This window comes from Cupriavidus sp. GW823-FHT06D04 (assembly GCF_058795055.1).
In genome coordinates, this window is sequence record NZ_JBXAHL010000003.1 from 31409 (window position 1) to 50107 (window position 18699).

Annotated in this window: 19 protein-coding genes; 2 read left to right on the forward strand and 17 right to left on the reverse strand. The window is 67.5% G+C overall.

Translation table 11 applies throughout. From position 1 onward, the window contains the following. Window positions 1-303 precede the first annotated feature (303 nt). Both AC1Q7H_RS06215 and AC1Q7H_RS06220 read left to right on the forward strand, forming a co-directional pair. Entirely contained in the window at window positions 304-2004 is a 1701-nt protein-coding gene (locus AC1Q7H_RS06215) for a serine hydrolase (RefSeq protein WP_194946794.1), read from the forward strand. Window positions 2005-2045: 41 nt separating this feature from the next. Further along, complete coding sequence (locus AC1Q7H_RS06220) at window positions 2046-2600, forward strand: cysteine hydrolase family protein (protein ID WP_492381054.1); 555 nt, start codon at window positions 2046-2048, stop codon at window positions 2598-2600. 28 nt (window positions 2601-2628) lie between these two features. Here the strand turns inward: AC1Q7H_RS06220 and dmpG are convergent, their stop codons facing one another. From dmpG to AC1Q7H_RS06305, 17 genes are all read right to left on the reverse strand, one after another. Continuing rightward, window positions 2629-3693 (reverse strand): 4-hydroxy-2-oxovalerate aldolase, encoded by a 1065-nt coding sequence (gene dmpG / locus AC1Q7H_RS06225; protein WP_211979673.1) that lies wholly within the window; start codon window positions 3691-3693, stop codon window positions 2629-2631. Between the two features lie 17 nt (window positions 3694-3710). Then, a complete protein-coding gene (locus tag AC1Q7H_RS06230; RefSeq protein ID WP_153953876.1) occupies window positions 3711-4655 on the reverse strand; it encodes an acetaldehyde dehydrogenase (acetylating) in 945 nt (314 codons plus the stop codon). Between the two features lie 25 nt (window positions 4656-4680). Beyond that, window positions 4681-4899, reverse strand: coding sequence for a 2-hydroxymuconate tautomerase (thmT, locus tag AC1Q7H_RS06235; RefSeq protein ID WP_256449333.1), 219 nt, complete (start codon window positions 4897-4899; stop codon window positions 4681-4683). After that, window positions 4896-5684: a 2-oxo-3-hexenedioate decarboxylase gene (dmpH, locus tag AC1Q7H_RS06240; protein ID WP_035816275.1), complete on the reverse strand. Its 789-nt coding sequence runs from the start codon at window positions 5682-5684 to the stop codon at window positions 4896-4898. The genes thmT and dmpH overlap by 4 nt, the downstream gene beginning before the upstream one ends. Window positions 5685-5720: 36 nt before the next feature. Then, window positions 5721-6503 carry a 2-oxopent-4-enoate hydratase gene (gene dmpE, locus AC1Q7H_RS06245; RefSeq protein WP_153953878.1) on the reverse strand — a complete coding sequence of 261 codons (783 nt, stop codon included), beginning with the start codon at window positions 6501-6503 and terminating at the stop codon, window positions 5721-5723. A gap of 9 nt (window positions 6504-6512) precedes the next feature. After that, the gene (locus AC1Q7H_RS06250; RefSeq protein WP_492381055.1) at window positions 6513-7967 is read right to left on the reverse strand and encodes a 2-hydroxymuconic semialdehyde dehydrogenase; all 1455 of its coding nucleotides are present in this window, start codon (window positions 7965-7967) and stop codon (window positions 6513-6515) included. A gap of 115 nt (window positions 7968-8082) precedes the next feature. After that, complete coding sequence (locus AC1Q7H_RS06255) at window positions 8083-9018, reverse strand: catechol 2,3-dioxygenase (RefSeq protein ID WP_153953880.1); 936 nt, start codon at window positions 9016-9018, stop codon at window positions 8083-8085. Between the two features lie 71 nt (window positions 9019-9089). Further along, a complete protein-coding gene (locus tag AC1Q7H_RS06260) occupies window positions 9090-9413 on the reverse strand; it encodes a 2Fe-2S iron-sulfur cluster binding domain-containing protein (RefSeq protein WP_153953881.1) in 324 nt (107 codons plus the stop codon). Window positions 9414-9424: 11 nt separating this feature from the next. Next, window positions 9425-10492 carry an NADH:ubiquinone reductase (Na(+)-transporting) subunit F gene (locus AC1Q7H_RS06265; protein ID WP_153953882.1) on the reverse strand — a complete coding sequence of 356 codons (1068 nt, stop codon included), beginning with the start codon at window positions 10490-10492 and terminating at the stop codon, window positions 9425-9427. Between the two features lie 37 nt (window positions 10493-10529). Continuing rightward, entirely contained in the window at window positions 10530-10889 is a 360-nt protein-coding gene (locus AC1Q7H_RS06270) for a phenol hydroxylase subunit P4 (RefSeq protein ID WP_153953883.1), read from the reverse strand. Between the two features lie 31 nt (window positions 10890-10920). Further along, a complete protein-coding gene (locus AC1Q7H_RS06275) occupies window positions 10921-12441 on the reverse strand; it encodes an aromatic/alkene/methane monooxygenase hydroxylase/oxygenase subunit alpha (protein WP_013952188.1) in 1521 nt (506 codons plus the stop codon). Window positions 12442-12476: 35 nt separating this feature from the next. After that, window positions 12477-12758, reverse strand: coding sequence for an MmoB/DmpM family protein (locus AC1Q7H_RS06280; RefSeq protein ID WP_013952187.1), 282 nt, complete (start codon window positions 12756-12758; stop codon window positions 12477-12479). Between the two features lie 32 nt (window positions 12759-12790). After that, window positions 12791-13786 (reverse strand): aromatic/alkene monooxygenase hydroxylase subunit beta, encoded by a 996-nt coding sequence (locus tag AC1Q7H_RS06285; RefSeq protein ID WP_492381056.1) that lies wholly within the window; start codon window positions 13784-13786, stop codon window positions 12791-12793. 50 nt (window positions 13787-13836) lie between these two features. Then, complete coding sequence (locus AC1Q7H_RS06290) at window positions 13837-14061, reverse strand: phenol hydroxylase subunit (protein ID WP_013952185.1); 225 nt, start codon at window positions 14059-14061, stop codon at window positions 13837-13839. A 523-nt stretch (window positions 14062-14584) separates the two neighbouring features. Next, on the reverse strand, window positions 14585-16312 hold the full coding sequence (poxR, locus tag AC1Q7H_RS06295; protein WP_013952184.1) for a phenol degradation transcriptional regulator PoxR: 1728 nt from the start codon (window positions 16310-16312) through the stop codon (window positions 14585-14587). Window positions 16313-16469: 157 nt separating this feature from the next. Continuing rightward, the gene (locus tag AC1Q7H_RS06300) at window positions 16470-17465 is read right to left on the reverse strand and encodes a tripartite tricarboxylate transporter substrate binding protein (protein ID WP_153953885.1); all 996 of its coding nucleotides are present in this window, start codon (window positions 17463-17465) and stop codon (window positions 16470-16472) included. 65 nt (window positions 17466-17530) lie between these two features. Beyond that, the gene (locus AC1Q7H_RS06305) at window positions 17531-18649 is read right to left on the reverse strand and encodes a muconate/chloromuconate family cycloisomerase (protein WP_013952182.1); all 1119 of its coding nucleotides are present in this window, start codon (window positions 18647-18649) and stop codon (window positions 17531-17533) included. Window positions 18650-18699: the final 50 nt, after the last annotated feature.

The window sequence follows — 18699 nt, forward strand, 5'->3', positions numbered from 1 at the left end:
CGTTCCTGCTGGTCGGCTCGGCGTCCGCGATCCGGCCGGGGTACTTTGCCCTGGCGATTTTCTGGCGTATCCGTGCTCTTTATTGCGCTGGCTAACGGTTGCGACGGGCCGAACTGATCCCTACGAGAGCGGGGCATGGCCTGGCCAGCAGGAGGAATGGCTGCCTGGAGTGCACCAATAATCACAAATGTGCCAGTGACAACGCTGGAGATGTCGCGAACCAGGCACAGTCACTTTGAGCAAGCGGCGACTGCGTCGCCAGGACATGGCAGCATACGGAGCCCATGCCCCCAGGAACGCCTCATGCTGAACGGATTCGATGCACTGGTCGAAGAGTCGATGGCCGATTGGAAGATCCCCGGGCTTGCGCTGGCCGTGATCCGCGACGGCGAGCCCGTCCTGATGCGGGGCTACGGGGTCCGTGACAGCGTCGGATCAGCACCGGTGACAACCGCCACGCAGTTCATGCTGTGCTCGATCACCAAGTCCTTCACCGCCGCCGGCCTGGGCCTGCTGGTGGACGAGCGCAAGCTTAACTGGACCACGCCCGTGCGCGACCTCATCCCGGGATTCCGGCTGCACGATGCCGTCACCACCGAGCGCATCACGGTGCGCGACCTGCTCTGCCACCACAGCGGCATGCCGCGCCACGACTGGCTCCATACACCGGGCGACCTTGATACCAGCGAACTGCTGGCACGGCTGCGCCACCTGGCGCCCAGCCGTGACCTGCGCGAACGCTGGCAGTACCAGAACCTTGGCTACGTAATCGCCGGCCATGTGGCCGAGCGCCTCAGCGGCCAGCGCTGGGAGGACTTCACCGGGGAGCGCCTGCTGCGGCCGCTGGGCTTCTCACGCTTCGGTTTCTCCGCCGAGGCCCTGGCCGCCGCTCCCGACCACGCGCACCCGCATACGATGGTTGGCGACGAACGCCTGCGAGCCAGCCTGTCGTCCATTGTGAAGCCGGCCGGTGGCCTCGCCACCTCGGTAGAGGACCTGGCGAAATGGATGCGCTGCCTGCTGGATGAAGGCAAGGTTGGCGGGCGTGCGCTGCTATCGCCGGCGATCGTGCGCGACATGATGACGCCGGGCGTGCATATCGGCATGTCGGAGTTCCCGGAGGTCGGCGATCAGCATTACGGCCTTGGCCTCACGGTCGAGCAATACCGCGGCGAGCGCACGGTCTCGCACTCCGGCAGCTGGCTGGGCTGGGCGGCGCTGATGACGCTGATGCCATCCAGGCGTATCGGCATTGCGGTGCTGACCAACCGGGCACCCAGCGCGGTGACCGCGCTGCTGACCTATGCGGCTCTGGACCAGTTGTGCGGGCATCCGCCCATCGACTGGTTCACCTGCATGCAGGCCCGGCGCCACGAAATGCTCGCACAACTGCAGATCAACCAGGCGGCACGGCAAGCGCGGCAGCATACCGGCACCAGCCCCAGCCATCCGCTGCACGATTACGCAGGCGACTACTCGCACCCCGCCTACGGGCAAGTCACCATCGGTGCGGATGGCGATGCACTCTCCTGGCGCTGGCGCGGCATGTCCGGCCAGCTCGCCCATCGTCACTACGATGTGTTCAGCACGGCCGAAAAGCCCGCCGAAATCCATCCCGACAACCTGGCCCTCACCTTCCTCTACAACCGGGAAGGCACCATCGACAGCATTGCGGCACCGCTGGAGCCGCTGGTCGACGATATTGTCTTCCACCGCATGGCAAGCGGCGACGCGACCACGGCCGCCTTCCGCGCGCGCTGCGCCGGCGAGTACCGGCACAGCGTGCAGCGCATCGAAGTCGCGCTGGATGCGGCCGGGCACCTGCTCATGACCATCACGGGGCAACCCCGCTACCACCTGCTGCCGTCCGAGGGCCAGACCTTCGAGATCGCGGAGCTGCCCGGCTGGCGCGTGGAGTTTCGCGCGCCGGCGCAAGAGGCCGTGGACGCACTGAAGCTGTTCCAGCCGAACGGGACGTTCCTGGCATTGCGGGTGCAGCCGTAGCGCCGGCAAGCTACAGTCGACCACCTTCACGGGAGCACAACATGAATTGCGCACTGCTCATCATCGATTTCCAGGCCGGCCTGCTCGATTCCGCACCGTTGCCAGGCGATGCCGCCGCGGTTGCCACCAATATCAACACCCTGAGTACACGAGCCCGTCAGGCGGCCGTGCCGGTCATCTTCATCCAGCACGAGAATGAGGACGCCCTGCGGCACGGTTCAACGGCGTGGCAACTGTCCGCCGGACTTCAGGTCGAACCGGGTGACTACCGGATCGGCAAGCGCACCCCCGACAGCTTTCTGCGCACTGAACTCCAGACGGTCCTTGCTGAACATGATGTGAAGCATGTGGTCGTGTGCGGCTATGCCACCGAGTTCTGCGTTGACACCACAGTGCGCCGCGCGGCAGCCAATGGCTACTGGGTGACCATCGCCGCGGACGCGCACACGACGCACGACAAGCCGCACGCCGACGCGGCCCGCATTCGCGAGCATCACAATGCGACATTGTCGAATATCAGGAGCTTCGGGCCGAAGATTGCCGCGGTGAGCACGGATGCGATCGATTTTCGCTCGCTGGCGCGGCCGAGGTGCTGAGCCTCGCCCCGACCGCGCCTGCCGACGGTCAGGCCACCGCCGCCGACGACACACCCTGCTCCGCCTGCGCACTGCGCCGCGCCAGCAAGTCCAGCGCCACATCCACGATCATGTCTTCCTGCCCGCCCACCATGCGCCGCCGGCCCAGCTCGACCAGGATGTCGACCGTGCCCAGGCCGTAGCGCGCCGCGGCGGCCTCGGCATGGCGCAGGAAGCTGGAATAGACCCCCGCGTAGCCCAGCGCCAGGGTCTCGCGGTCAACGCGCACCGGGCGGTCCTGCAGCGGGCGCACGATGTCGTCGGCGGCATCCATCAGCGTGTAGAGGTCGCAGCCGTGCTGCCAGCCCAGGCGTTCGGCGGCGGCGATAAAGACTTCCAGCGGGGCGTTGCCGGCGCCGGCACCCATGCCGGCCAGGCTGGCGTCGACGCGGTCACAGCCCTCTTCCGCCGCGACGATGGAATTGGCCACGCCCAGGCTCAGGTTGTGATGGGCGTGCATGCCGGTCTGGGTTTCCGGCTTGAGCACGTCCTTGAAGGCGCGGAAGCGCTCGCGCACGTCCTGCATGCCCAGCGCGCCGCCGGAATCGACCACATAGACGCACTGGGCGCCGTAGCTTTCCATCAGCTTCGCCTGCTGCGCCAGCGCCGCGGGCGTGGTCATGTGGCTCATCATCAGGAAGCCGACGGTGTCCATGCCGAGTTCGCGCGCATATTCGATGTGCTGGCGCGAGACATCGGCTTCGGTGCAGTGCGTGGCCACGCGCACCACGCGCGCGCCGGCATCATAGGCGGCGCGCAGGTCGTGCACGGTGCCCACGCCCGGCAGCAGCAGCGTGGCCACGCGGGCATGGCGCACGGTCTCGGCCACGGCGGCGATCCATTCCAGGTCGGTATGGGCGCCAAAGCCATAGTTGAAGCTGGAGCCCGACAGCCCGTCGCCGTGCGCGACCTCGATCGAATCCACGCGCGCGGCGTCGAGCGCGGCCGCGATGCGGCGTACGTGGTCCAGGCTGTACTGGTGGCGGATGGCGTGGCTGCCGTCGCGCAGCGTCACGTCGGAGATGTAGAGCTTCCTGATAGGTTGTGCGGTCATCTTTGTCTCCCTGCGGCTCATGCGGACAGCCGGGCCTCGGCCAGGCGCTCGGCGCAGGCCAGTGCGGCGCTGGTCATGATGTCGAGGTTGCCGGCATAGGCCGGCAGGTAATGGGCGGCGCCCTCCACTTCCAGGAAGATCGAGGTCTTGATCCCGCTCATCGGTCCCAGGCCGGGGATATTCAATGGCGCCGACGCAGCGATACGCTCGAACTGTACGCGCTGCTTGAGCCGGTAACCCGGTACGTAACCCTGCACTGCCTGCGCCATCGCTTCGACGCTCGCCGCGATTTCCGCTTCATCACCGTCCTCCGACAAGGTGAAGACCGTGTCGCGCATCATCAGCGGCGGTTCCGCCGGGTTGAGCACGATGATGGCCTTGCCGCGCGCGGCGCCGCCCACCGAGCACAGCGCCTGGCTGGTGGTCTCGGTGAACTCGTCGATATTGGCGCGCGTGCCGGGCCCGGCCGACCTGCTCGATATCGACGCCACGATCTCGGCGTAGTGCACGTTGGCCACGCGCGACACCGCCGCCACCATGGGAATGGTGGCCTGGCCGCCGCAGGTGACCATATTGATGTTGGGGGCGTCCAGGTGCTGGTCCAGGTTGACCACGGGCACCACGTACGGGCCGATCGACGCCGGCGTCAGGTCGATCACGCGCACGCCGTGCTGCTGCAGCACGCGGTTGTGGTACGCATGGGCGCCGGCCGAGGTGGCATCGAAGACGATGCGGATATCGCCGAAGCCCGGCATGCCGACCAGCCCGTCGATGCCCTCGGCCGTGGTCGGCACGCCCAGGCGCTCGGCGCGGGCCAGCCCGTCCGACGCGGCATCGATGCCCACCATGGCGCCCATCTCCAGGCTCCGGCCGTGGCGCATCACCTTGATCATCAGGTCGGTGCCGATATTGCCGGAGCCGATGATGGCCACCTTGTGGCGGCCGCTTGCTTTCATGTCCATGTCGTTGTCCTTTTTCGCGTGGGCGTCAGCGGCCCAGTTCCCTGGCGGTCTTGCCGCCGATGCCGAACTGCGCCTTCGGCACCTCGGTGATCATCACGCGCACGGTTTCCACCGGCGCGCCCACCGCTTCGACCGCGGCATCGGTGAGGGCGCGGATCAGGCGCGCCTTCTGTTCGTCGGTACGGCCTTCGATCAGGAAGACCTGCATGATTGGCATGGTGTGTCTCCTTGGTGCGCGGTTCAGGTGAAGCGCATCGATACCGTGCCCAGGTGCTGGTAGCGAACGGTGATGTTGTCGCCGGCCGCCACCGCGATGGCCTCGGTCACGCCGCCGGTCATGATGAACGTGCCCGCCGGCAGCTCGCGCCCGCGCGCCCCCAGCATGTTGGCCAGCATGGCGACGCTGTTGGCCGGATGCCCCAGCACCGCCGCGCCGGCCGCCGTGGCCACCACCTCGCCGTTCTTCTCAAGCACAACGCCCAGGTTCTTCAGGTCCAGCCCCTCGGCGCCGCGGTGCGTGCCGCCCACGACGAAGCGCGCCGACGAAGTGTTGTCGGCAATCACGCTCTTCAGGTCGAAGCGGAAGTTCTCGTAGCGCGAGTCGATCACCTCCACCGCCGGCACCACGAAGTCCGTCGCGGCCAGCACGTCGCCGATATGGCAGCCAGGCCCCTTGAGCGGGGCCTTCAGCACGAAGGCAATCTCGGCCTCCACCTTGGGGTGGATCAGCGTGCCGGTATCGATGGCGGCCCCGTCCATGCAGGCGCCATAGTCGGTGAGGAAGCCGTACACCGGGTCGCTCACGCCCATCTGGCGCATCTTGGCGAACGAAGTCAGGCCCATCTTGAGCCCGGCGATACGGGTGCCGCGCGCCTCCTTGCGCGCGCGGATGGCGTCCTGGATGGCGTAGGCGTCGTCCCAGTCCATGTCCGGGTATTCATCGGTGATCTTGCGCACCGCCTCGCGCTGCAGCTCGGCGTTCTCCAGGTGCTCGGCGAGCCGGGCAATGGTGTCTTGTGTCAGGTTCATGGCTTGTCCTGCGCTGAATTGGAAAAGGGGTCGGGCTCAGACAAAGCGCACGCCGGCCGAGCCGATACCGCCCAGGCTGATGCGCAACTGGTCGCCAGCGGTTACGGGCACCATCGCGGCAAGAGAGCCGGACAGGATCACCTCGCCCCGCTTCAGGCCAATGCCCAGCCGGCCAAGCGTATTGGCCAGCCATGCCACCGCGTTGACGGGATGCCCGAGCGCGGCCGCGCCGGCGCCGGTGGCGACGATCTCGCCGTTTTTCTCCAGCGTCATGCCGACCGTGCCCAGGTCCACGCTGCGCGGGTCCACCGCGGCGTCGCCCAGCACGAATACGCCTGACGATGCGTTGTCAGCCACCGTGTCCTGGATGCGGATCTTCCAGTCGCGGATGCGCGAGTCGACGATCTCGAAGCAAGGCAGCACGTAGGCGGTGGCGCGCAGCACGTCGGCATTGGTCACGCCCGGCCCTTCCAGGTCTTCCTTCAGCACGAAGGCGATTTCACCCTCGGCCTTGGGCGCGATCAGGGTGTCGGCGGGAATCGCCGCGCCGTCGGGGTAGACCATGCCGGACAGCAGGTGGCCAAAGTCGGGCTGGCGCACGTCGAGCATGTCCATCACCACGCGGCTGGTCACGCCGATCTTCTTGCCGACCACGCGCTCGCCGGCATCGAGCCGGTGCTGCACCATCGCCAGCTGGATGCGGTAGGCATCGTCGATGCTCAACTCCGGCCACGATTCGGTCAGCGGCGCCACCGGGCGACGGGAGGCCAGCGCATGGTGCAGGCCGGCGCCGATCTCAAGGATAAGTTCGCTATGCATGATGGGACCTCACAGGCGGACGCAGACGTTGCGCAGCTCGGTGTAGAACTCGAGCGAATGGACACCGCCCTCGCGGCCGATGCCGGACTGCCTGGCGCCGCCAAAGGCGGTGCGCAGGTCGCGCAGGAACCAGGCATTGATCCAGCAGATGCCAACGTCCAGCGCGCTGCCCATGCGGTGCGCGGTGCCGAGGTCGCCGGTCCAGACCGTGGCGGCCAGGCCGTACGGGGTGTCATTGGCCAGCGCGATGACTTCCTCTTCGGTGTCGAACGGGGCGATATGGCAGCAGGGCCCGAAGATCTCCTCGCGGATCACGGCGGCGCTTTCCGGCAGGCCGGTCCAGATGGTGGGCTGCACCCAGGCGCCTTCGGCCAGCGCCCCCGGCATCTGCGGCACGCCGCCCCCGGTGACCACGGTGGCGCCGGCCTCGGCGGCCTTGCGGTAGTAGGACAGCACCTTGTCGCGATGCTCGTGCGACACCAGTGGGCCCATGTTCACGCCGAGCTCGGTGGGCCGCCCCAGCTTCAGGCCCTCGGCCTTCGCCTTCAGCGCGGCGACAAAGCGCTCGAAGATCGGCCGCTGCACATAGACACGCTCGGTGCCCAGGCACACCTGCCCGCTGTTCTCGAACGCCGAGCGCGTGATGCCGGCCACGGCCTTGTCGAAGTCCGCATCGGCGAACACAATGCCCGCGTTCTTGCCGCCCAGCTCGAACGACACCGGCCGCACGCCATTGGCCGCGGCCTTCATGATGGCCTCGCCGGTGCGGGTCTCGCCGGTGAAGGTGATGCCGTTGACCTGCGGGTGCGCGGTCAGGAAGGCGCCGGCCGAATCCGGGCCAAAGCCATGCACCACGTTGTAGACGCCGGGCGGCACGCCGGCCTCGTTCATCACCTCGCCCAGCAGCGTCGCGGTGGCGGGGGTCTCCTCCGAGGGCTTGACCACCACCGTATTGCCGCAGGCCAGCGCCGGCCCGACCTTCCACGTCATCAGCAGCAGTGGCAGGTTCCACGGGCACACCACGCCGATCACGCCGCGCGGGCTGCGCACCGCGTAGTTGATGGCCTTGCCGCCATCGGGCGTGTCCATGGCAAAGCTTTCGGTCGGCACGTTGCGGATCAGGTCCGCAAAGACCTTGAAGTTGGCCGCGCCGCGCGGGATGTCGATATGGCTGGCCAGCCCGAAGGGCTTGCCGGTATCGGCGATCTCCGCCTGCACGAATTCGTCGAAGTGGCGGTTGATGCCGTCAGCCACCGCGTGCAGCAGCTCGACCCGCTGCGCCACCGTCATGCGGCCCCACGGCCCCTGCAGCGCGCTGCGCGCGGCCTGCACCGCGGCGTCGACCTCGGCCCGCCCGGCCTCGTGCACGTGGCCGATCAGGCTGTTGTCGGTCGGGTTGCGGTTCTCGAAGGTCCGCGCGGTGCCGACCCACTCGCCGTTGATGAAGTTCTTGAAGTCTTTCATATTGGTTCTCTGGTGTTGAAGCAATCGCGCACTGCGATCCTCCGCTCATCGTTTGGGTGCCCCTTCTCCCGCTTGCGGGAGAGGGGGCAAATCAGCGGGAGGCGAGTGTTCGCGCTCAGGTCAGCACATTCAAAAACGCTTCGTTCAGCTTCCTGTCGTGATAGAAGATCGCGCGCCCCAGCTCGTTGTCGGTCCAGGTAATGGTGGGCTTGTCCGGGTAGTGGATATAGCCGCCGGAGAAGACCTCGTTGCGATTGCCCGAGGGATCGAAGAAGTAGATCGTCGCGCCGCGCGTGATGCCGTGGCGGGTCGGGCCGATGTCGAGCGAGACATCCTTCTTGGAGATGATGTCGGCCGCCTTCAGCACCTCGCCCCAGTTGTCGAGCAGGAACGAGGCATGGTGGAAGCGGTTCTTCTCCGGGTGCCGGATAAAGGCGATGTCGTGCGCCTTGTTCGAGCAGGTCAGGAAGGCGCCGATCAGCATCTCGCCATCGGGGCCGGCCACGACCTGCTCGGCCAGGGAAAAGCCCAGCACGTCGCGGAACAGCCTGACGGTGCCGTCGACATCATCGCCATACAGCAGGCAGTGGTCGAAGCGGCTGGGCGCCATGCCGCGCAGGTCGTCCGGCCAGGGGTCGGGGTTGAGGTCGCCGGTCCTGCAGCCGGGCTTGTCCTTGTCGGCAAAGAGCTCGATCGCATGGCCGGTGGGGATGGTGAAGCGAAAGCGCGCGCCGGTATGCGGGTGCTCGCCGGCGGAGATCCACTGGCAGTCGATGGCCAGGCCGGATCGCTCCACCTCCTGCGCCAGCCGCTCCAGCGTGTGGCCGCTGTCGACGCGGAAGCCCATGTAGTCCATGCCCGGACTATCGGCCTCGCGCAGCACCACGCTGTGGTGGTCGTGCTCGTCCCATGCCTTCAGGAACACCCGGCCCTGCGCATCGCGCGCGGTTTCGATCAAGCCGAGTACCTCGGTGTAGTGTTTCAGCGCCGGTTCCAGCTCCAGCACGCGCAGGGCTACGTGCCCCGGTCGCAATACGCCTGTCAATGCCATGGTGGGTCTCCTGGTGTGGTGGGGTGGCGTTGTGTGGGTGCCACCTTCCTTGCTTGTGCTTCGTTCGCTTGCTACCGGCCCTGTTCGCGCTGCCGCTGCTTTTCCAGGCAGCGCTGCAGCAGGGCCACCGGCCGCAGGCGGATATCGCTGTCCGGGTAGGTCTTGCAGGCCAGCACCAGTCCGTCGCGCTGCTCCGCTTCGGACAGGCAGGCGCGGCTCATCTTGCCGGCGTGGTAGTCGCCGGCCTCGATGCGGACCTTGCACACGCCGCAGCCGCCGCCGCGGCAGCCGGCGGGTATGCCGCGCTGGCCCAGCACTTCCATGGCCCGCAGCAGGTTCTGCTCCGGCGCGCAGGGGTAGCGCAGCCCGCTGCCGGCGATCTCGACGGTATGCATGGCCGGCCTCCTCAGATCTTGAACAGCGGACTGCGCGCGCTGTTCTGCGCATCGGCCGCGGACAGGAACTTCTCGGTGTGGATATCCGCCTCGAACAGCCGGCCCTGCATCAGCGTGCGGATGCAGGCCTCGATCATCGGCGGCGGCCCGCACAGGTAGGCCTTGTGGCCGCGGAAGTCGGCATTGCCGTCCTGCGCGTAGAGCTGCTGCAGCACGTCATGCACGTAGCCGCGCGCGCCGCTCCAGCCGCTGTCGGCGGGTTCGTCCGACAGCGCGGGCACGTAGCGGAAGTTGGGGTGGGCCTGCGCCAGCGCCTGGAACTCGGCGCCGTAGTACAGCTCGCCGCGGTTGCGTGCGCCCTGCACCAGCGTGATCGGCAGGGTCTCGCCGGCGGCCAGCAGGTCCAGGATCATCGCGCGCGGGCTGGACAGGCCGGAGCCGCCCGCCAGGAACAGCATCGGCACCTGCGCCGACTTGCGCACGAAGAAGCGGCCATAGGGCGCTGAGAACGACAGTTCATCGCCGACCGCCAGCTGGTCGTGCAGGTAGCCAGTGGCCTGCCCGTCCGGCACACGGCGCACGTGCAGCTCGACCAGCTCGTCGCCCGGCGCGTTGGCCAGCGAGAACGCGCGCGGCTGATCGCAGCCCGGCACGGTCAGGTTGACGTACTGACCGGCCTGGAATGCCGTGCGTCCGCCATCCTTCACACGCAGCCAGATGCCCAGGATGGTGGGCGTCAGGGCGCGCGTCTCGACAACTTCGGCGCGATAGTCGGCCAGCGGCAGGCCCAGCGCATCGGCATCTTCCTCAATGTCGGCCTCGATCACCAGGTCCGACTGCGCAGTCGCGCAGCAGGCCAGGCACTGGCCGTTGTCGCGCTCGAAGTCCATCAGCGCGAAGCTGGAGGCCTCGCCCTGCTCGACCTCGCCGTCCACCACCTGCACCTTGCAGGTGGCGCACAGGCCGTGGCAACAGGCATGGGGCAGCCACACGCCGTTGCGCAGGCAGGCGTCCAGCACGGTCTGCCCGGGAGCGATGGGGATGGTCTGCCCGATCGGTTCAATGGTCAGCGAATACATCTTGGTCTCCTTCCGGTGGTGCGTTCGCCCGTGCGCCTCAACTGCGGCTGCCGCCGATGCCGTCCAGCCCCGGCGTGCGGAAGCGGATCACGTCCTTGTGGCCCAGGCCGTTCTCTTCCAGCGAGCGGTGCAGGTCGGGCTGCCAGGGCTGGCCGCCGCGCAGCCACTGCACCTGGCCCCAGTCGATGCGGGCAAAGTCGGGGTGGTAGCCGTAGACGCCGGGCAGCACCTTGTCCACCACCTCGCGCAGCGGCATCGACGGCGGGAACGGTAAGCAATGCGGGGCGCAGAACAGCAGGTGGCCGTCCCAGCCGATATAGAGCAGGCGGTTGCCGTGGAACACGGCCTCGCGGTCGGCCGCCTCGAAGGCGTAGTCGCCGATGGATACGACGGGCATGGTTGTCTCCTTGTCTTTTGATGGGGCCGCTTCAGGCGGCGTCGGCGGCAGGACCGATGCCCTTCCACGCGTTCCAGTTGCGCTGGTCCTGCGAGCCCTCGAAGTCCAGGTTGTCAGCGCCCGGGTTCAGCCGGTACCACTTGAGCACGTCCTCCAGCGTGGCGCCGCCGCAGTTGCCCTGGTAGATCTGGTGCACCGGCAGCCAGGCCTGCGCGTACTTGGCGGGCTCGTCGTCGAAGATGTCCTTGCAGCCGTCCGAGCAGAAATGGAACTTCATGCCGTGGTAGCTGCTTTCGCGGTAGCAGGTCTGGGTGGGATCGTCCGGCTCCGAGAACACCATCGGGATCTGGCAGGTCTGGCACAGCATCGGCAGCGTGGCGTTGTAGAAACGGTCGCCGGCCTGCTGGCGCTCCTGCCAGTGGTCCAGGCGCGGCTTGTAGTAGCGCTCGAAGGTCTGCGGGTACTTCTCGGCCAGCCACGCCATCTCGTCCGCCTTGGGCACCCAGGTGTGGAAGCCGGCCGCGCCCGCGTAGTTGTAGAAGGTGGCCCAGGCCTCGTGCGTGATGCGGTCCTTGGTCTTGGTGGCCACTTCGTGGTACTTGGGCATGCGCAGGCCGTAGCGCTCCAGGTCCTTGAACAGCGCCCCGCCCGCCTGCTCGAAGTACATCTCCCAGGCCTCGGCCCACGACATCACGCGCTTGGGCAGCATGTAGTCCATCATCATGCCGACCAGCGTGAGCAGGCGGAAGCCGCGCCAGAACCACTTGTCCAGCCACTTCTGCAGGATCGGGATATTGCCGGGGTCCTGCTCGCACAGGAACTTGACCACTTCCAGGCCCAGCGTCATGTGGCGCGACTCGTCGGACTGTGCGGAGAAGCCGAAGGTCACCGTGGCCATGTCGCCGTTGTAGGCGGCGCCCGACATGAACGGCATGAACAGCAGGTTGGTCAGCACATACTCGAACGAGAACGAGATCGCGGTGATGAACTCGAACGGCCCCGCGCTCATCGCGTCCTCGAAGTAGGACTTGGGCACCGACAGGTACCAGACCCGGTCGTGCATATGGCGCCATTCGCCAAAGCCGTGGAAGTACTTGTTGTAGACCGACAGCGTGTGCAGCTGGGTCTGGGCGTGGCGCAGTTCGTCGACCGACTGCATCTGCGCCGCCACGCGCGCGCCGGCGCCGCGGAAATGCCGGCCCAGGTGCGCGTAGCCGCGGTGGGCAGCGTATTCCAGCGGCGTCACGCCGGTCAGGAACAGCCGCAGCGCGTTCAGGTAGCGCGGATCGGATACGTTCAGGTGGCCGTTGTTCTGCACGAACGAGTCGATGATCGCGTACAGCTTGCGCTCCTTCTCCGACTGGTATTTCCAGTAGGCATCCATGGTCATGCGGAACGGGTCTTCCCATTTGTCCCAGTCGTGGATGCGGATGCCCTCGTACTTGTCGAACGGGAAGACCTTGTCCATCGGCTCGTAGGTCGTTTCCCAGGCCAGGTCCCGCGTCATCGAGGCGTACTTCTCGCGCAGGTTGAGCTTCTTGCGTGCGTCCATGATGTCTCCGTGATGTTCTGTGTGCCGCTGCGGTGTCAGGCATTCCAGCGCAGCGTGAAGGCGTCTTCGTCTTCGTCGATGTTTCCGCACAGCGAGATGAGGTTCAGGTGGATCTCCTGCAGGTCCCAGTCGCGGCCGAGCTTGCCGGCCACCAGTTCGCGCACGATGGTCAGGTGGCCGGGGGCGTCAATCTTGACCATGGCGGGAAACTGCGACACCACCGCATGCGGGTTGGCCTCGGTGATGGCGTCGATGATGGGTCGGGTGTCGTCGTTGTTCTGCAGCGCGATGTAGACGTTGGCTGGGGTGGCTGACATGGCGTGTCTCCGTGGGGTTCGTTGTGGGCGGATCAGGCAGCCAGGCCGAGCTTGCCCAGGCGGACTTCGAACTGCTCGCGGCACAGCGCCACCATCTGCGCGCCGTCCTCGCCGGTGAGCGCATCGGCCACCGGCACCAGCGCCTGCGCCACCTCGGCGCAGGCGGCGCGCGCCCAGCCAGACAGCAGCACGCGGTTGGCCTCGGACTCGGCCGCGGCGGCCTGGATCACGGCATCGACCCAGCGTGCGTGCTCGTCGCGCCAGTCGTTCATGAATTCGGTCAGCACCGCCAGCCCGGTGCCGCAGGCGCGCGCGATCACCGCGTCGGCATGCTGGTAGACCAGCGGGTAGAGCAGCCCGTCGAGCACCAGGTTCTGGGCGATGAAGGTCTCGAACCAGTCCTCGGTGACAAAGGTATGCTCGACAAAGCGGCGCAGCGGCTGCCATGCGGCGCTCTCCAGCCACGCCACCCTGGCCCGCTCCAGCGCCACGCCGGTATTGCCGTCCAGCAGCATGCCGATGCGCGACAGGTATTGGGCGATACCCAGGCGGTCCATCGCGCAATAGGTGCAGGCCTGCGTGATGGCCGTGCCCCAGCCATAGTCGGCGCAGTAGAAGTTGTTCATGTTGGCGCCCCACTCCACATGGCGCAGCGGCAGCAGGCCTGTGGCCAGGCGTTCCTGCCATTCGGCCGGCAGCGCCTGCAGCAGCCCGCGCTTCTCGACAAAGGCAAAGCTCTTCTCCGTTGCATCCTGCTGGCGCCCGCGCGCGGTAACGTAGGCGCCGTAGTAGAACTGGCGCGGGTCCTTCAGCGCGTACCAGTCCTGCATCACGATCGCCGTGCGGCGCTTGTCATACAGCTCGAAGCTGGGGTCCCAGGTGGGGCGGTAGTGGAAGTTCACCTCCGACTGCACGTCGTAGGTCGCCTCCTGGTAGCGCGACGCCGGCTTGTCGCCGAAGCGGCGCGCGACATGGCCGTAGTTCTGGCGCAGCGGCTGGATCTGCTGGGTCTTGATATCGACTTGCATCGTTTGGTCTCCTGTATCCCTTCTCTCTTTGTGATGCGGTGGCTGCGGCGTCAGTCGTCGGCTTGCGGCTGCGGCGCTGCTTCCAGCGGGGGCAGGAAGCGCACGCGGTTGACGCAGCAGAAGGCTTCGAACATCGGCTCCGGCATGATCAGTTCGACGTTGAGCTCAGGGTCGGCCACGCTGAAGGCGAACTGAACAAACCCTTCTGGGGTGCGGCCCTCGACCCGCACATAGCGCGGCGTGGCTTCGAACAGGGGAACCGACGGGGTGTTCATGGCGCGCTCCATTGCGTTGGCTGGACGCAGGCCTTATTGCGAAGACCGTGCCAGCGAGCGCGAAGCGTTGTGGGACAAGGGTTGCGGGGAATTGGCGGTGGCGAGCGTGCGCGTTAACCCGGAAAGGTCCGCGCGAAACGCATCGATGAATTGATGAAGCTGCGCGCAGGCCTTGATCAAATGATCAAAAGCCGCGCCGGGCGGGCGTTTGCGGGCAGCGAGCAGATGCGGATGGGATTGCCCTGCGGCGCAGCAGCGTGCGTGGGCAACCTAGTTGAGAAGACTTGATCTGACAGGGAAAAATCGTTGGCGCGGTGCAGCATCGGGCAACTTCGGGCCGATGCGCGGCCCGGAGGGGCTGCATCAAATGATCAAGTGGAGAAATGCGAGGGGCCGGGAGAAGCGGAGGAGATGGGTGGCGCAGGGGATCGTGTGAACGCGCTTGATCCACGCGAGTGTGCTCCCCTCTCCCGCTTGCGCGAGAGGGGAGCACACCCTCGGCATTTGAAGCCTGGAAGCGGCCTCAGTTACCGTTGCCGTGGCCGTTACCCCCGCGCGTGCCGCGCATCTTCCACCGATACGCCAGCTGCGGCCGCGTAATACCCAGCAACCGCGCCGCCTGGCTCATATTGCCGTCGGCGCGCTGCATGGCCGCCTCCATCAGCACGGTCTCGACTTCGCCCAGCGCCAGCTGCTGCTCGGACATCTGGTCCAGCAGCGCATGGACCGCGGCTTCGCGCAGGTCTGGCAAGGTGCCGCCCGCCCCCAGCCGCGGCGCGGTATCCACCACCGGTGCCACGGTGCCTGGCAGGAACAGGTGGTCGGCGGTGATCTGGCCGCCCTGGCTGGCCAGGATCACGCCGCGCTCGATCACGTTCTCCAGTTCGCGCACGTTGCCGGGCCAGTCATAGTGGCGCAGCTCGGCCAGCGCGCGGTCGGTGATGCCGACGATGCGCTTGCCGTGGCGCGCGCCGTAGCGGGCCACGAAGCGCTCGGCCAGCGGCCGGATATCGTCCAGGCGCTCGCGCAGCGGCGGGATCGTGACCGGATAGACATTGAGGCGGTAGTACAGGTCCTTGCGGAAAGTGCCCTGCTTCACGGCTTCGGCCAGGTCGACATTGGTGGCGGCCACCAGCCGCACGTCCACCTTGCGCGTGCCGGTGCCGCCCACGCGCTCGACCTCGCCTTCCTGCAGCACGCGCAGCAGCTTGGACTGGGCCGAGGCGGAGAGTTCGCCCAGCTCGTCCAGGAACAGGGTGCCGCCGTGCGCGCGCTCGAAGCGCCCGGGGCGCGACTGGCTGGCGCCGGTGAAGGCGCCCTTTTCCACGCCGAACAGCTCGGACTCAATCAGCTCGTCGGGAATCGCCGCGCAGTTCACGGCAATGAAGGGCTTGTCGGCACGCCCGCTCACGCTGTGCAATGCCTGCGCGAACCGCTCCTTGCCCACGCCGGTCTCGCCCAGCAGCAGCACCGTCACGTTGCTGGCCGCGGCGCGTTGCAGCAGGCTCCAGGCGGCGCGAAAGCCTGGCGAGGTGCCGACCAGGTCGGCCGGCGTGGCCGGGGTGCCCTGCAGCGCGCGCAGGTGCTCGACCTCGCTCTGCAGGGCGATGATGGTTTCGATCACGGGATCGGGCTGGTACAGCGCCAGTGCCTGCGCGCCGTCTTCCCAGGCTTCCACCGGCTTGCCGATGATGCGGCAGTGCGGGTGCCCGCAGGCGATGCACTCGACCTCGCGGTACAGGATGGTGCGCCCCATCAGCGCCGAGGTGTAGCCGGTGGCGTAGCCGATCTGCATCCAGCAGGCAGGCTCGTCGACGATGCCGAACAGCTGGCGGTGGACGTCGCCCTCGAAGGAGTCTTCCCACAGGAACTCGCCATCGTAGATGCCGGCGGCGATATCGATGTCGACCTTGACCGGCGTGACCCGCACCACCCCCTCGATGGTATGCAGGCAGGGCCCGATCTCCAGCTGGCCGAAGTCGCTGTGGCCGGCGCGCAGCTTGCGCGCGACCTCCGCATCGCGCATGCCCGAATGGAAGCCCATGCGGGTGAACAGGCCGCGCGCGCGCTCCATGCCCAGGGTGTCCACCAGTTCCTTGCGCAGCGCGCCCAGGGCGGCGGTATGGATCAGGATCATGCGCTGCTCGTCCAGCCAGATCGCGCCCTCCTCCATGGCAAAGCGCAGGCGGCGGGCAAGATCGGCCAGGCCATCGCGCATGGTGGCCGAGAACTTGTCGGTTGAACTGCTCATTGTCTCCCCTCAGTGCCGGCGGGTGATCCGCTCGAGTGTGCCTTTCGGCTGGCATCTTACGCACATTATGTGCCAGGGAGACGGGGGGCTGGGTAATGACATTCCCCCGGAGCATCTCGGGGGGACTCCCCCTATGAACCGCGCTGGTCCAGGCCGCTCAATCCGCCCGGATACCCCGCTGGCGGATCAGCACACCCCACTTCTCGGTTTCCTTCGCCAGGTGCTCGCGCAGCACCGCCGGCGAACTGCCGATCGGCTCGGCGCCGATTTGCGCCAGCCGCTTCTGCACCGCAGGCTTGCGCAGCGCCTCGAGCATGGCGCGGTTGAGCGTGTCGATGACCGGCTGCGGCGTCTTCGCCGGCACGAAGGCCGCGAACCACGGCGACAGTTCATAGCCCGGCAGGCCGGCTTCGGCCACCGTCGGCACATTGGGCAGCGCACTGGAGCGCTTGCTGGTGGTGACCGCGATCGCCGTCAGCTTGCCCGATTCGATATGCGGCCTGGCCGAGGTGATGCTGTCGAACATGTAGTCGACCTGGCCGCCCAGCAGGTCCGTCATCGCCGGGCCGCTGCCCTTGTAGGGGATATGCAGCATGTCGACGCCAGCCATCGAGGTGAACAGCTCGCCCGCCAGGTGGATCGAGGTGCCGTTGCCCGCGGAGGCATAGGTGTACTTGCCCGGCGCCGCCTTGGCGTGCGCCACCACATCCTTGACGGTGCTTTCCTGGCGCCGCGCCTTGCTGGCCACCAGCACGTTGGGCACCACCGCCAGCAGCGACACCGGCGCGAAGTCCTTGACCGGGTCGTAGCTCAGCCGGCCGTACAGCGCCGGGTTCACGGCCATGCCGTTGGCGACGATGATCAGCGTGTAGCCGTCGGCGGGCGCGCGCGCCACCAGTTCGGCGCCGATATTGCCGCCGGCGCCCGGCCGGTTCTCGACCACGATGGCCTGGCCCAGCGTGCGCGACATGTCTTCGCCCAGCGTGCGCGCGATGTTGTCCATGGCACCGCCCGCGGGGAACGGCACGATCCAGCGGATCGGATGGTCGGGATAGGCCGCGTGCGCGGCCGGCGCGGCGAACGACAGGCCGGCAGCCAGTGCCAGCGCCCCTGCGCGGCCGGTGCTTGCCAGCCGCTGGAATAACGTTTTCATAGTCTCCTCACTGCTTGATGCGCCCCGCGCATATGGCGTGTCATGCGGGGAAGTTGCCTGCCAGTTCAGCCGCGCCGGTAGTGCGCCAGCTTGTCTTCGTCCAGCGCCAGCCCCAGGCCGGGGCCTTCGGGCAGGTGCAGGCTGAAGTCGCGGTACTCGGGGCGCTGCTGCACGATATCGTCCTTGAGCAGCAGCGGTCCGAACAGCTCGGTGCCCCAGGCCAGCTGCGGCAGCGTGCAGAAGCCATGCGCCGCGGCAATGGTGCCGACGCTGCCCTCCAGCATGGTGCCGCCGTACAGCGCGATGCCGGCGGCGTCGCCCACCGCGGCGGTGCGCAGCATGCCGAAGATGCCGCCGGCCTTGGCGATCTTCAGCGCGAACACGTCGGCACCGCCGATGCGCGCCAGTTCCATCGCGTCTTCCGGGCCGCACACCGCTTCATCGGCCATGATCGGCACCACGAAGCGCGCGGCCAGCCGGGCCAGCGCCATGCGCTGCTCGCGCGGAGTCGGCTGCTCGATCAGGTCGATGCCCGCGGCTTCCAGCATGGCGATGCCGGTGGCGGCGTCGGCCTCGTTCCAGGCCTGGTTGACGTCGACGGTGACGCGCGCCCGGTCGCCCAGCGCGCGCTTGATCGCGGCCACATGGGCCACGTCGTCGCGCACGCTGCGCCGGCCGATCTTCAGCTTGAAGGTATGGTGGCGGCGCTCGGCCAGCAGTTGCTCGGCCTCGGCAATGTCGCGGGCGGTGTCGCCGCTGGCAAGCGTCCACAGCACCGGCAGTGTCGACCGCACCGCGCCCCCCAGCAGCGTGGCCAGCGGCACGCCCAGGCGCTTGCCCTGCGCATCCAGCAACGCGGTCTCCAGCGCGGACTTGGCGAAGCGGTTGCCGCGCGCGACCTTGCCCAGGCGCGCCATCGCGCCATGCACGTTGGTGGCATCCTGGCCGGCCAGCGCAGGGGCCAGGTAGGTGTCGATGGTCAGCTTGATGCCTTCCGGGCTTTCGTCGCCATAGGACAGGCCGCCGATGGTGGTGGCCTCGCCGATGCCCTCCACGCCGTCGCTGCAGCGCAGCCGCACGATCACCAGCGTCTGCTGCTGCATGGTGGCCATGGCCAGCTGGTGTGCCCGGATGGTGGGCAGGTCCACCAGGATGGCTTCCACTGAAGTGATAGTCGTGGTCATACCTTGTCGATGCAAATTGATAATTGAAGTCAAGTATGCGGCTTGACTTT

Coding starts and splice junctions, on each gene's coding strand:
- dmpG (WP_211979673.1), bottom strand. CDS start 3,693: ATGACCGCACAACCTATCAGGAAGCTCTACATCTCCGACGTGACGCTG.
- AC1Q7H_RS06260 (WP_153953881.1), bottom strand. CDS start 9,413: ATGCATACCGTCGAGATCGCCGGCAGCGGGCTGCGCTACCCCTGCGCG.
- AC1Q7H_RS06215 (WP_194946794.1), top strand. CDS start 304: ATGCTGAACGGATTCGATGCACTGGTCGAAGAGTCGATGGCCGATTGG.
- dmpH (WP_035816275.1), bottom strand. CDS start 5,684: ATGAACCTGACACAAGACACCATTGCCCGGCTCGCCGAGCACCTGGAG.
- AC1Q7H_RS06290 (WP_013952185.1), bottom strand. CDS start 14,061: ATGAACACCCCGTCGGTTCCCCTGTTCGAAGCCACGCCGCGCTATGTG.
- AC1Q7H_RS06255 (WP_153953880.1), bottom strand. CDS start 9,018: ATGGCATTGACAGGCGTATTGCGACCGGGGCACGTAGCCCTGCGCGTG.
- AC1Q7H_RS06230 (WP_153953876.1), bottom strand. CDS start 4,655: ATGGACATGAAAGCAAGCGGCCGCCACAAGGTGGCCATCATCGGCTCC.
- poxR (WP_013952184.1), bottom strand. CDS start 16,312: ATGAGCAGTTCAACCGACAAGTTCTCGGCCACCATGCGCGATGGCCTG.
- AC1Q7H_RS06220 (WP_492381054.1), top strand. CDS start 2,046: ATGAATTGCGCACTGCTCATCATCGATTTCCAGGCCGGCCTGCTCGAT.
- AC1Q7H_RS06285 (WP_492381056.1), bottom strand. CDS start 13,786: ATGCAAGTCGATATCAAGACCCAGCAGATCCAGCCGCTGCGCCAGAAC.
- AC1Q7H_RS06275 (WP_013952188.1), bottom strand. CDS start 12,441: ATGGACGCACGCAAGAAGCTCAACCTGCGCGAGAAGTACGCCTCGATG.
- AC1Q7H_RS06265 (WP_153953882.1), bottom strand. CDS start 10,492: ATGTATTCGCTGACCATTGAACCGATCGGGCAGACCATCCCCATCGCT.
- AC1Q7H_RS06280 (WP_013952187.1), bottom strand. CDS start 12,758: ATGTCAGCCACCCCAGCCAACGTCTACATCGCGCTGCAGAACAACGAC.
- AC1Q7H_RS06305 (WP_013952182.1), bottom strand. CDS start 18,649: ATGACCACGACTATCACTTCAGTGGAAGCCATCCTGGTGGACCTGCCC.
- dmpE (WP_153953878.1), bottom strand. CDS start 6,503: ATGCATAGCGAACTTATCCTTGAGATCGGCGCCGGCCTGCACCATGCG.
- AC1Q7H_RS06270 (WP_153953883.1), bottom strand. CDS start 10,889: ATGCCCGTCGTATCCATCGGCGACTACGCCTTCGAGGCGGCCGACCGC.
- AC1Q7H_RS06300 (WP_153953885.1), bottom strand. CDS start 17,465: ATGAAAACGTTATTCCAGCGGCTGGCAAGCACCGGCCGCGCAGGGGCG.
- AC1Q7H_RS06250 (WP_492381055.1), bottom strand. CDS start 7,967: ATGAAAGACTTCAAGAACTTCATCAACGGCGAGTGGGTCGGCACCGCG.